Annotated in this window: 10 protein-coding genes; 7 read left to right on the top strand and 3 right to left on the bottom strand. The window is 43.4% G+C overall.

The genetic code is table 11. From position 1 onward, the window contains the following. Nucleotides 1-83: 83 nt before the first annotated feature. Nucleotides 84-1,004, bottom strand: a complete 921-nt coding sequence (gene ttcA / locus ABD128_RS02080; RefSeq protein WP_343985803.1) for a tRNA 2-thiocytidine(32) synthetase TtcA — start codon at nt 1,002-1,004, stop codon at nt 84-86. 292 nt (nt 1,005-1,296) lie between these two features. Between ttcA and ABD128_RS02075 the strand changes: the two genes are divergently transcribed. From ABD128_RS02075 to ABD128_RS02065, 3 genes are all read left to right on the top strand, one after another. Continuing rightward, nucleotides 1,297-3,165, top strand: a complete 1,869-nt coding sequence (locus ABD128_RS02075; protein WP_343985799.1) for a DUF11 domain-containing protein — start codon at nt 1,297-1,299, stop codon at nt 3,163-3,165. Nucleotides 3,166-3,198: 33 nt separating this feature from the next. Next, complete coding sequence (locus ABD128_RS02070) at nt 3,199-3,612, top strand: hypothetical protein (protein WP_343985796.1); 414 nt, start codon at nt 3,199-3,201, stop codon at nt 3,610-3,612. Nucleotides 3,613-3,745: 133 nt separating this feature from the next. After that, complete coding sequence (locus ABD128_RS02065) at nt 3,746-4,975, top strand: nucleoside recognition domain-containing protein (protein ID WP_343985793.1); 1,230 nt, start codon at nt 3,746-3,748, stop codon at nt 4,973-4,975. 500 nt (nt 4,976-5,475) lie between these two features. Here ABD128_RS02065 and ABD128_RS02060 read toward each other — a convergent pair whose 3' ends face one another. Further along, nucleotides 5,476-6,072 carry a class I SAM-dependent methyltransferase gene (locus tag ABD128_RS02060; protein WP_343985790.1) on the bottom strand — a complete coding sequence of 199 codons (597 nt, stop codon included), beginning with the start codon at nt 6,070-6,072 and terminating at the stop codon, nt 5,476-5,478. 132 nt (nt 6,073-6,204) lie between these two features. Here ABD128_RS02060 and rlmM point away from each other — a divergent pair, with 132 nt between their 5' ends. Both rlmM and queF read left to right on the top strand, forming a co-directional pair. Then, nucleotides 6,205-7,281, top strand: a complete 1,077-nt coding sequence (gene rlmM / locus ABD128_RS02055) for a 23S rRNA (cytidine(2498)-2'-O)-methyltransferase RlmM (protein WP_343985787.1) — start codon at nt 6,205-6,207, stop codon at nt 7,279-7,281. Nucleotides 7,282-7,294: 13 nt separating this feature from the next. After that, the gene (queF, locus tag ABD128_RS02050; protein WP_343985784.1) at nt 7,295-8,152 is read left to right on the top strand and encodes an NADPH-dependent 7-cyano-7-deazaguanine reductase QueF; all 858 of its coding nucleotides are present in this window, start codon (nt 7,295-7,297) and stop codon (nt 8,150-8,152) included. Nucleotides 8,153-8,225: 73 nt separating this feature from the next. Here the strand turns inward: queF and ABD128_RS02045 are convergent, their stop codons facing one another. Beyond that, the gene (locus ABD128_RS02045; protein ID WP_343985781.1) at nt 8,226-10,436 is read right to left on the bottom strand and encodes an oligopeptide:H+ symporter; all 2,211 of its coding nucleotides are present in this window, start codon (nt 10,434-10,436) and stop codon (nt 8,226-8,228) included. 225 nt (nt 10,437-10,661) lie between these two features. Between ABD128_RS02045 and ABD128_RS02040 the strand changes: the two genes are divergently transcribed. After that, the gene (locus ABD128_RS02040; protein ID WP_343985779.1) at nt 10,662-11,324 is read left to right on the top strand and encodes an alpha-ketoglutarate-dependent dioxygenase AlkB family protein; all 663 of its coding nucleotides are present in this window, start codon (nt 10,662-10,664) and stop codon (nt 11,322-11,324) included. Nucleotides 11,325-11,360: 36 nt separating this feature from the next. Next, the gene (locus ABD128_RS02035) at nt 11,361-12,359 is read left to right on the top strand and encodes a YhdH/YhfP family quinone oxidoreductase (protein ID WP_343985776.1); all 999 of its coding nucleotides are present in this window, start codon (nt 11,361-11,363) and stop codon (nt 12,357-12,359) included. Nucleotides 12,360-12,376: the final 17 nt, after the last annotated feature.

The raw sequence follows: 12,376 nt of genomic DNA, 5'->3' as shown, positions 1-12,376 counted from the left end.
TTTATTACTGATCCGACCATCTTAACAAGGATTTTCTGAGAATTCTTCACTCAATCTTTTTATATGACGAGTTTTGGGTCTTCTTAGCCAATATTGACGAATTGAATCGAGTTTGACTGTTGTGTTTCATCGCTATCGTCTTTCTCACTAAGCATCGAACTATTGAGCTCAGGCGTATCGAATAGTGTATCGCCACCTGCTTTTTGGCTCGTTACATCTTGCGATAATCCTTTAAAATCATAAATCTCGTTATCAGCAAGGTGCGATGGAGCGACGTTTGTCATGGCTTTGAAAATTGTCTCAATCCGACCAGGGTATTTTCGATCCCAGTCTTGTAACATCATTTTGATGTTTTGGCGCTGTAGATTTTCTTGTGAACCACAGAGGTTACAGGGAATGATAGGGTAGTTTTTAGCTTTGGCGTACTGAGCAATATCTTTTTCTTTGCAATAGGCTAGAGGGCGTATCACGATATGTTTACCATCGTCACTTTTCAGTTTAGGAGGCATGGATTTCATCGAGCCGCCAAAGAACATGTTTAAAAACAGAGTTTCAATCATGTCGTCTCTATGATGGCCTAAAGCAATCTTAGTAATACCGTGGCGCTCTGCCCAGCCATAAATGACGCCTCGACGTAAGCGTGAGCAGAGACCACAAGTGGTTTTACCCTCTGGAATAACACGCTTAACGACACTATAAGTATCTTCTTCAATGATTTCGAAAGGAATATCTAACGTTGAAAGATAGTTTGGCAATACTGTCTCTGGAAAGCCAGGTTGCTTCTGATCCAGGTTTACCGCGATAAGCTCAAATTTTACCGGCGCACTCTTTTGCAGGTTCATCAGAATGTCGAGCAGTGTATAGGAATCTTTACCACCCGATAAGCAAACCATAATCTTGTCACCATCTTCAATCATGGAGAAATCCATAATTGCTTTGCCTACATTGCGACGAAGCCGCTTCTGCAGTTTATTGAATTCAAGTTTTGATCGTTGATCGGTCATTTCAGACAGCCATTTCTTACTTACCCAAGTTAAGGCGGCGGATTATAACTAAAAAAATTTTCACTGTATATTTATTCACCAAAAATTCACGGCTTCAAATTTAACATATTATTTACAATGTATAGATTACTTGTTGTAGAGAATGGCATAGAATGTATTGTACTTATGCTAAGCGGTAGTTAATCTAGCCGCCTCTAACTTATTGAATTTAATGCAAATGCGCATTAAATAAACTGTGAAATTTGAATTATCTTCTATGCACCAAAGATAATCGGTGTGTCCGGGGGGGGGAATGCGTCAACACAAAAAATTAGGTCAACTAACGTTAGCAACGTTACTTTTTTTAATAGCTGGTTTTGCACAAGCTGCGACGGTGGAATTCCAAGTAAACTGGCCATCTTTTGCGCGTGACAATAAAATTGAGTTTTGGAATGTCGCTGTAGATGTAGAAGATAGAGATGGCGATTTAGATACCGCAGAGACTATCAACAGTAATCTTGTCACGACAATATATGGCGGTGAAAATGCCATCTGTGTCCCTGGTTTTTGTTCTGCACCTGGAGTGGGCAATACCTCATTAACCCAAACTTATACCTTTAATAAAGTTCCTCCCGGTAACTATCGCATAGAAATGTTTGATTCGTTTGGTGATGGTTGGAATGGGGGTGGCAACGTTACTGTGTTTGTTAATGGTACAAGTATTGGCACTGTTTCGGCCTCAGGCTTCGGTACTTCTACTAATATTTTCACTATCAGTGATCCGATAGCACCTACAGTTACTCAAACTTGTTCCGATGTCAATCTAACAGGAGCTTGGTCAAGTTCAGGTGGCACTCTGCAGTCAACTTCAGGAGCAATCCCAATAGAAATTACTGCTTCATCTACCGGGCCGGGAAGCTGGAGCTTTGCTTTGGATTCTATGAACACAATTAACGCCTTCAGTTCATCAGCAGTTCAGGGCAACACCTCACTAGTCGCGGACTTTAGTTGGGATCAAACGCCCGGAGCCAATGGTTATGACCCAGTTTATCAAGCCGTTAATAGTGACGGGGTATCCAGTAATTTGGACCCAGGTGGCATCGGTTCTTTGGATATTAGTTTTGGTGGTCGTACCGTGAACAACGCTGTTGTACACCTTGACCGACTCGGTGGAGTGGGTGGCGGTGTCAGTAACTCTGCGAGGTGGTCAGTAGATAATGCTGGTGTTACTTTGGGACGCTTAGCTGGTGTAGGCCATTTTAATACTTATAGTAATAATAGTTTGATGCGAGAAATGCTAGTGGTTTCAGCGAACACAGAGTCATCAACTAATAATGCAACTGGTACGGCTGCAGGCTCTGTTGTTTATCAAGGTGAATATTCTACACTTGGATTTACGCTCGATGGGATTGGCGTTGAAGGCGCTGGCGGCGATGCTATGGAACTTGTTGTTTGTGTACCACAAGCAGACTTGTCATTGACTAAAACAACCAATAATGTCGCGCCAAACGTAGGCGAAAATGTAACATTCACTTTAACGGTTACCAATAGTGGACCTGATGCAGCTAACAATATCCAGGTAAGAGATTTGCTACCGGCTGAGCTAGATTTTGTGTCTTCTAACCCAAGCCAAGGTAGCTATGCTTCTGGCTCTGGTATATGGGACGTGGGAACTATAGCTAATGGCGGCTCGGCGACTTTGGAGATAGTTGCTAGCCCTAATACCGCTGGTGTGATTACAAACCAAGCTGAGATCATTAATTCCGATAGGATTGATCCTGATTCAGAATTTCGCAGTGGTTTTGGTGTAGATGACCTCAGCGATGGAATCGCAGATGACGATGAAGCTTCTGTCGATATCAGCGCTGGTGTGGTGGATATCTCGGTTACAAAAAGCTCGTTGAACGACTTTGTGCCTGGTGGTTCTGATACTTACACTATCGTAGTGACTAACGCTGGCCCTGCAGAAGCGAACAACCTAGCGGTAAGTGATAACTTTCCTGCTGGCGTGACCCTGAACGGAAACTGGACTTGTACAGCTACCGCGGGATCAAGCTGTAGCAGTGGTAGCGGTGGCGCCAGTGGCGATAGCAGCATATCCCTGAACGTCAGTGTGATTGCTGGTGGTCAGGCGACGATTACCGTGCCTGTGATGTACAGTACCGATCCTGCAGACTTTTAATTAAATCGCGCATGCATTAGATTTAGGTGAATTATGTTTAAGAAGACAGTAACTAAGACAGCAATATTCTTTTCGTTTATATCTATCTTGAGTATGCCTCTAATGGCGGCTCAATTGCAGGTAATTACCCCTGAAAGGCAAGCAACAAAGCTTGTCATAATAAAAGGCGGTGACGAGAAAGGTGCGGCTGATAGGGTTAGACTTAAAAAACAAATCGAGAAACAACTTAATGTTAAGCTTAAGTTAGAGACAGATATGTCACGCAAGGGGGTAGCGAGGTTTGTTGCTGATCGTGAGATTACAATTAACGAGCAAAATAGTTTTTTAAGTAGTTTAACGCTGGAGCAAAAAGACCATGTAGTATTTGTGTCTGGCCTACCTAGTAACTCGGATAAGAATAAATTTAAATCAAAATCGATGACCAAGAGCACTAAATCACTGAAGTGAATGCAGTAATTCGTGTTAAAAGGCACCTCAGAGGTGCCTTTTTTAGTATCTGTTGAATAATACCCAAACGTTAAATTTACAGGCCATAGGTTTTTGGGTAAGTTAGTCCTAACAATAATTCAACGAACCGTTTATGCTGAACCTGATCTGGTTACTTTTCTTTGTTATCGCCTTTGCTTTGTCGCTGTTTGACTGGATTTTTGGTGGTAACCAAGCTGCTTTCCCTGACTTAGTAAAGGCTTTGTTTGATATGGCAAAGCTGAGTGTGACTATCTCTATTGGCCTAATCGGTATTTTGGCATTCTGGCTAGGTTTATTGAAGATTGCTGAGCAAAGTGGCTTAGTGAACAAGTTAGCTAAAGTTTTGGCGCCGCTCTTTAGAAAATTGATGCCAGACGTTCCTAACGGACATCCCGCCCTTGGTAGCATTAGCATGAATATGGCGGCTAATATGTTGGGACTGGATAACGCTGCAACGCCTATGGGCATCCGCGCTATGGAGCAGTTACAGGAGTTAAACCCTGTCAAGAATACAGCGTCAAATGCTCAGATTCTGTTTCTGGTCTTAAATACCTCTGCAGTGACTATCATCCCCATTACAGTAATGCTTTATCGCGCACAAATGGGTGCTGCCGATCCTGCGGCAATTTTCTTGCCAATTCTTCTGGCCACTTGTGCTTCAACATTTGTCGGACTAGTTGCTGTGTCTATCGTGCAGAAACTCTCTATTTTTAATCGTGTTATCGGACTTTACGTCTTAGCGTTTGCATCAATTATAGGAACTTTAGTATGGGCATTAATGACGTTACCGGCTGACGAAATGTCGGCCATAAGTTCTGCGCTTGGTAATTTCTTACTGATGGCGGCGATTGTCTTAATATTAGTACACGGCTGGCACCGTAAAGTGCCGGTGTATGAGGAGTTCGTGGAAGGCGCTAAGGAAGGCTTTAAAGTCGCTGTCACCATAATTCCTTACCTTGTTGCCATGTTAACGGCAATAGGGGCGCTACGAGCCTCAGGTGCGCTTGATGCGTTTGCTTCAGGCTTAAGCTGGGTTTTTGACAGTTTGGGGTTGGATACACGATTCGTTGAAGCTATTCCAACGGCCCTGATGAAACCCTTTAGTGGTAGTGGTGCTAGAGCGATGATGTTAGAAACCATGGAATCACAAGGTGTGGATTCTTTAGCGGGCTACATGGTGGCAACGATACAAGGCAGCACAGAAACTACCTTCTATGTCTTAACAGTTTATTTTGGCGCTGTAGTGATTAAACGCATTCGCCATGCTTTGTCCTGTGGGCTATTAGCCGATCTCGCAGGAATTGTTGCAGCTATTAGCTTGAGTTACTGGTTCTTTGCCTAAGTTATAGCATTTTACTTATTGGGTTATACGTGGCGAGTTTTCAGCCTTGATCATGGTGAATATGGTTGTGAATTAGTCAATAGAAACCATATTGTCGACTCTGTCACATAATTTAAAGAGTTGGGCGTAAGTGAACGCTTACCTGTGAAAAAGATTTAAAAATCGCTTGCTTTTTTGCAAGAGTCAGAAGCTTGGAACCACTCACAAGACCAAAGAAATCCACAATCATGAGCAAACCCTTATTTTATAAGGCTTTGCCTTTGTTCAGAGTTTAAACAGGTAGCTTTTAGCCTATTGCAATCAAGCTAAGTTATTGAAAAGTATAGATATTGACTGAGGTTGGTTAAAAAATGAGCAATTTGAGTCGGGTCACCTTGTTTTGTGGTCTATGAGCAGGTGTCAGCAATTTTTCCCCAAACTTATCCACAGGAAATGTGTAAACTTTATTACATATTTATTACCGCGTTTAAGCTGTTCATAAAGTAACCGCTTTTGTACGGTTATTCTTCTTTTACTGCACTTGCGACAGTATAAGCTGGACCCTGCTTATGTTTTTTGTAATTTCCAAACACTTCCTTAAAAGCACGCTTCATAAAGTCTCTCAGCCCAGTTATCGTGACCACATAGAAACGTCCACCTGGTGCAAGACGCTCGTAGGCATCGTTGAGGAATATATATAGAAGCTCATTACCAACTTTAGCAGGAATATTTGAAACAATGACGTTAAACCCTTTTTCAGGCACATCGCTAAAACCGTTACTCAGACGGGCGCTGGCGTGTGGTGTTTGATTTTTTTTGGCATTACGATTGGCGTATTCCACGGCAACATAGTCTTTATCGACCATTAGCACTTCACCCTGAGGCGCCATTTTAGCCATAGTTAAGCCTAATACGCCGTAGCCACAACCAAGATCAAGGCACTTATCTGTAGACTCAACTTCAAGATATTTTAATAACATGATGGAGCCGACATCGATGGATCGCGGCGAAAAGATACCCCAGGTTGTATCAAACGACATGGGGAAGTTATTAATAGTATCTTCTACTTGGAGATCTTTTTTCAGTTCAGCGATTTGAGATTTTGTGTAATGAGCCATATCGGTCAGTAATTATCAAGTTTAGGGTTAAAAGTGGCGCTATTTTAGCATTGGCGTTAGCAAAACCCTAATCAAAGCTAGTGTCTCATGTTAGAATCTGCCCATCTTAATACCACTTCGTATTGACACTATATGCAACAAGCCCCTTTTGTTTTTTTCTGTCGTCCAGGCTTTGAATCAGACTGCGCCGCAGAAGTACAAGCCATCGCTAATACTTATGAGTTAGCCGGTTATGCCAATGCGCAGGCCGATACGGGCTATGTGCGTTTTTATTTGTTTGATGATGCGACTAGCAAACGCTTTTTTGAAGTACTCGATTTAGACGACATCATTTTTGCACGCCAATGGTTTTGGGCTAGGGCTGAACTAGAAGATTTACCATTGGATGATCGCATCAGTCCGATTCTTGAGGTAGGTAAAGACGTCGCCGTGGGCAAGTCGTTGCTTGTGGAACATCTCGATAGTGACGAAGGGCGTGAGCTCTCTAAATTTTGCAAAAAGTTCACCACGCCGCTGACTATAGCTATGGAAAGGCAGGGCTTAATCAATGAGGAAAGTGACTTTCGACTCCATGTGCTATTCCTAGAGACTGATCACTGTTTGGTTGGATACTCGCCATTAGCGCGTTCTAGTCACTTAAAAAGTGGGATCTTGCGTTTAAAAGCACCTAAAAATGCACCAAGCCGCTCAAGTTTGAAATTAGACGAAGCGATTCAGGTTCTAATGTCGCGTACGCAACAGCGGGAAGCGCTAAGGCTAGGTAATACCGGAGCCGATCTAGGCGCTGCGCCAGGTGGTTGGACTTTCCAGCTCGTCGAGCGAGGCTTGCAGGTCACTGCGGTGGATAATGGCACGATGGACAAGAAGTTAATGGCGACCGACCAGGTTGAGCATTTAAAAGAAAATGCTTTCACATGGCTGCCAAAGAAGCCCGTCAATGTGTTGGTTTGTGACATGGTAGAAAAGCCATCACTAGTCGCTGATTTGATGGCAAAATGGCTCGAAGGCGGTCATACGCAACATGCTATCTTTAATCTCAAGCTACCGATGAAAAAACGCTTCCAAGAAGTCGCGGATTGTATCGACTTAATTTGTGATCGGTTAGAGGACGCTGACTTGAGCTACTATTGGCAAGCTAAGCATCTGTATCACGATCGTGAGGAAGTGACCGTTTACTTTAGGCTGAAGTCGAAAGTGACGTCTAATTAATACAGGTTTTGAAATGAACGAAGCAGATATACCCTTAGGCAAAGATGTTGCTTACCCTGACACTTATGATGCAAGCTTGTTATTCCCTGTTGCGCGTCAGCTGAAGCGCGACGAATTAGGCTTAACCCAAGAGCTACCATTTCATGGTGGTGACTTTTGGAATGCCTACGAGATGTCATGGTTAAATGCCAAAGGTAAGCCACAAGTGGCCATCGGTGTCTTTGAGTTTGCTCACGACAGTGTCAACATTATTGAGTCTAAATCGTTTAAGCTCTATTTAAACTCCTTTAACCAGACTCGATTTGAGAGTTGGGAAAAGGTTTCGAGTGTTCTTCGGGCTGATTTAGAAGCTGCCGCAGAAGGCGTCGTTAGTGTTAAATTATTCACTCTAAAAGAGTATCACCAGCAAAATCCTATTATTCAGCCAGAAGCGATATTGATCGACGAGCTCGATGTTGAAATCACAGACTATGATTACGCGCCAAATTTGCTCCGTGTTGATAAAGGTGCTGGCGATGAATCGGTCAAAGAAAGCTTACAGAGCGATTTGTTAAAGAGTAATTGCTTAATTACTTCACAGCCAGACTGGGCGACAATCCTGATTGATTATAAAGGCCCTCGTATTTGTCATGAAGGGCTCCTGAAATACTTGATTTCTTTTAGGAATCACAACGAATTCCATGAGCAATGTGTAGAGCGTGTATTCGTCGATATCATGCAACATTGTCAGCCAGAAGCGTTGACTGTTTATGCCCGTTACACCCGCCGGGGTGGTTTAGATATAAATCCTTGGCGCAGTAACGTGCCGAGTATTCGTCTTAGCTCTTCCCCTAGTCTTCACCTGAGCAATCAAAGATTGGTCAGACAGTAAGTCGTTAACTTAAAGCCATAAAAAAACCAGCCCGAGGGCTGGTTTTTTTGTTTCTTGCTAGTTGCTACTGTGATTAATCAGCGCCTTCCATTAACTTCTTAATTAATGGTGAGATGATTAACATACCCACAGCGATACACATCGCAACGATACCAACGTTGGTATAAACATCTGCATAGGTTGCTTTTGCTGCAGCCACATCTGTTAGCTGACCACCAATGGTTTCTGCACCCGTACCTTTAGCGATAGCACCTGCTAAGTAGTTAGAGAAGCCACTGTAAAGGAACCAAGCCCCCATGGTCATACCGACCGCTTGCGCTGGCGCTAGTTTGGTTACAGCAGATAAACCTACCGGAGAAACCATTAACTCACCCAAGGTGTGGATCAAGTAGATTAGGAAGATGAAGTAAACCGCAGTTAAGCCTGCTTCGCCTGAAGCTTCAATACCGCCGACTAGCGCTAGGAAACCAAAGCCACACAGGAAGACACCCATGGCAAACTTCACTGGCGTTGGTGGGTTCAATTTACGTTTCGCTAAGAAACTCCATAACCATGCCAAGATTGGTGCGAAGATAATGATATAAGCCGCGTTTAATGACTGGAACACTGGCGCGGGAACAACCCAACCCATCATGCTGCGGTCGACTAAACGGTCGGTGAATAAGTTCAACGACGAACCTGCTTGCTCAAACAATGCCCAGAATGGGATTTGCGCTAAGACGAAGTAGATTGCCGCGAACATACGGTGACGCTCATCACCTTCAAGCTTAATCATGGCGTATGAAACTAGGATTAAGAACATCACAGCGGCTAATACGAATAGAATGTCGCCCATGATCTCTGCGTTCATCACGAAGAACATAGAAATCGCAATGATGCCAACACCGATCAGGTAACACATCCACTCATAGTTAATGAAAGCAAAGACTTTTTCTTTCAATTTCGCAGGATTAGGTGGTTCAGCCTTACCTTCAAGCCAGTCACTCTTCCAGATGAAGATGATTAAGCCGAAAATCATACCGATACCAGCTAAACCGAAACCATATGCCCAGCCCCAAACGATACCAATAATACCGCACGAGAGTGCTGATAGTAGTGAACCAAGGTTGATACCCATGTAGAACAGGGTGAAGCCTGAATCACGACGGGTATCGCCAAAGCCATATAGCGAGCCAACGATAGTCGAAATGTTTGCCTTAAGGAAACCAACACCCGCAATAATAAGGGCTAGCGACAAGTACAAGATATTTACGTACAAGTCTTGTTGCACAATACGGTTTTGGTATTTATCACCTTCGATAATAGCTGGTAAACCAAGTTCTTCAGCAGATGAAATCTTCAGGTCATGTGGTGCCTTGATTTCAACTTCAGACTCGCCCTCAGCACCTTTCAATAGGTAGTTAGCATCTTCGCCGTTACCTGTTTTAGTTAAAGTGTACTCTTTACCCTGGTATTTAATCTTACGAACAACAGTATCGCCATTGGTTTGAGTATCGAGAACTTCAAACTCGAAGCCACCGACCTTATTCGGGAAGCTTGGACCTAAACGGTATGAAGTAGCTAAGTAAAGCGTTGGGTTTGTGCCGAAAGTCATTGAGCGGTGAGCGCTAATATCGACCGTCCCTTTTACATCGCCTTTCTCAACAGTGGTAACTTTCTCATCGCCTTTACCTTGTGTGATGAGGTGGTACTCAGTGTCGTTGTAGGTCAAGATTTTAACGCTTTTGTTCTTGCCTTGAAGCTTCTCATCTGCGTTCTCAACGCTATATTCGAAGCCACCAAGTCGACTAGGTAATCCTAATGCTGCCGCATTGTTGATATCCAACACCTGATTGCCGAATTTGATATAGCTTTGGCCGTCGTCAGTTTTAATGATTTGACGAGCATCGCCACCTCGACCATCAAGAGTAATTTGATACTCTTTGCCGGAGTAGGTCATGATCTCTTTAGAACCACTACCTTCAAAGGCCATACCAATATGTCCCATGACCAGCAATATAGCACCGAAAGTAACCGCTTTGCGGGTTCCTAAGTATCTATCTGCCAATGAACCACCGATAATGGTCATTACGTATACTAGGGCTGTGTAAGCACCGTATAGGATGGTAGATTTTTCGTCTGAGAATAAGAAATGTTGGGTTAAGTAGATAATTAATAAGCCGCGCATCCCGTAATAAGAAAAGCGCTCCCACATCTCTGTAAAGAATAGAATGATTAAGCCTCTCGGGTGTCCGAGAATCGTCTTTTCATCCTTAGGATTTGTCGTGTTACTTTGAGCCGTCATCGTCGGCAGACTCCTATAGAATTAGTGAATTAATGCTAAAATTGTGACTACATCTTTTATAGTTATAGGGTTTTGAGTACCGCTTTCGCGCCATTTCGTCTCAAAACTAACCCGATTAGTTTAGCGATGAGACCGCTGAAAGCAAGAAAAATCGGTGACTTTCGGGCTGAGTAGTTTGATTTTTATACACACTAGCCAATGACTCCAACTGAAAATAAGTAACTTATGCAGCAAATAGATTTAGGCTTAACTTCCGAAATAGAGCAAATCCAGCTTTTTGAGAAAGTTGATGGCGGCGCTGATGGAAAGCGTAGTGGGCAAAATAACAGCGCTAGGCTAAGCTACCACCCAGCCTTCATTACAGAATCCCAATGTTCTCACTTGTTCGACGCTTTATTGCAAAAGATACAGTGGGCTGAAGAGTCTCTCTGGATCGCGGGCAATCAGCGCAAAGTCCCGCGATTAGTGGCTTGGTATGGTGACTTAGGAACGAATTATCGCTATTCCGGCAAGCTGCATGAGCCTTTACCGTGGATAGACGAGCTTTATACGATTAAGCAGAAATTAGAAGTAGAACTGGAAACGCCTTTTAACAGTGTCTTGTGTAACCTCTATCGAAACGGTCAGGACAGTATGGGCTGGCATGCTGATGATGAAAAAGAGCTAGGTGATGATCCGTTTATCGCTTCGATAAGTCTTGGTCAGCCCCGAGCATTTCATTTAAAACATAAAACAAACCCCAGTTTGAGACACAAAATGACGCTCAATTCTGGTAGTCTATTGGTCATGCAAGGGACCACGCAACGATATTGGTTGCACCAAGTTCCTAAAGAACCCAAGATTACACAGCCTAGAATTAATCTAACCTTTAGAAATATTATTGGATAAGTAGAGTAAGACGTTAGATAGGGGGTGAATTAAACAATGAGGAGTCAAAAAGTGTCTTTTTTAGCCTGCCGAGTATTTAAAGAAGCCGATATCAAGCACCAATTAGTTCAAATGGAGACCGATGAGCTGAGCGCTGGTGACACCTTAATCAAAGTGGATTATTCAAGCATCAATTATAAGGATGCGCTTGCGGCGAGTGGCCGTGGAGCTATTCTAAAGTCCTTTCCCTTGAACGCAGGGATTGATTTAGCCGGCACGGTCGTTGAGTCTTCGAACCAAAAATTCAGTGTTGGCGAAGACGTTCTAGTCAATGGTTGTGGTCTTGGCGAAAGCTTTGACGGCGGCTTAGCCCAATACGCGCGTGTCGATAGTCGGTTTGTGATGAAGCAACCTGAGCATTACTCTGGTCGCGAGTCGATGATTATAGGTACCGCAGGTTTTACCGCGGCACTTGCTATTCATCGGATGGAAGTGAATGGTCAGACACCAGATAAAGGCCCGATTGTTGTCACAGGTGCCAGTGGTGGTGTCGGAAGTTTTGCGATAAACCTGCTGAGCAAAAAAGGCTACGACACCATAGCGATTACCAGCCAACAGTCTATGCACGACTATTTGAAAGACTTGGGTGCGACTGAGGTGAAGACCTTAAGCGAGATGGAGTTGAGCGATAAGCCTATGGCTAAAGGGCTTTATGGCGGTTTGATTGATAATATTGGTGGCGAAACATTAAGTAAGTTGATGGCTAATATCGATCTATGGGGTAATATTGCCTGTATCGGCTTAGCGCAAAGCCCGACGCTGAATGCTACCGTAATTCCTTTAATTTTAAGAGGTGTCAGCCTGCTTGGTGTTAGCTCGACTAATTGCCCTATGGAGCTTAGGAAAAAGCTTTGGAATCAATTCGGAAAAGAATCGCCATTACCAGACTTTGAGAAAATCTTAAGTAAAGAAATCGCGCTTAAGGAGGTGTCGCCATATTTTGACGAGCTTATTGATAATAAGCATCGAGGACGTTTACTGGTGAATTGCCAATAAAAAATAACGAAAACATT

Origin of the sequence: Kangiella japonica (genome assembly GCF_039523535.1) — a bacterium.
GTDB classification, from domain to species: domain Bacteria; phylum Pseudomonadota; class Gammaproteobacteria; order Enterobacterales; family Kangiellaceae; genus Kangiella; species Kangiella japonica.
This window is presented reverse-complemented; position numbering and strand designations above follow the sequence as displayed.

Coding starts and splice junctions, on each gene's coding strand:
- ABD128_RS02045 (WP_343985781.1), bottom strand. CDS start 10,436: ATGACGGCTCAAAGTAACACGACAAATCCTAAGGATGAAAAGACGATT.
- ttcA (WP_343985803.1), bottom strand. CDS start 1,004: ATGACCGATCAACGATCAAAACTTGAATTCAATAAACTGCAGAAGCGG.
- ABD128_RS02070 (WP_343985796.1), top strand. CDS start 3,199: ATGTTTAAGAAGACAGTAACTAAGACAGCAATATTCTTTTCGTTTATA.
- rlmM (WP_343985787.1), top strand. CDS start 6,205: ATGCAACAAGCCCCTTTTGTTTTTTTCTGTCGTCCAGGCTTTGAATCA.
- queF (WP_343985784.1), top strand. CDS start 7,295: ATGAACGAAGCAGATATACCCTTAGGCAAAGATGTTGCTTACCCTGAC.
- ABD128_RS02065 (WP_343985793.1), top strand. CDS start 3,746: ATGCTGAACCTGATCTGGTTACTTTTCTTTGTTATCGCCTTTGCTTTG.
- ABD128_RS02035 (WP_343985776.1), top strand. CDS start 11,361: ATGAGGAGTCAAAAAGTGTCTTTTTTAGCCTGCCGAGTATTTAAAGAA.
- ABD128_RS02075 (WP_343985799.1), top strand. CDS start 1,297: ATGCGTCAACACAAAAAATTAGGTCAACTAACGTTAGCAACGTTACTT.
- ABD128_RS02060 (WP_343985790.1), bottom strand. CDS start 6,072: ATGGCTCATTACACAAAATCTCAAATCGCTGAACTGAAAAAAGATCTC.
- ABD128_RS02040 (WP_343985779.1), top strand. CDS start 10,662: ATGCAGCAAATAGATTTAGGCTTAACTTCCGAAATAGAGCAAATCCAG.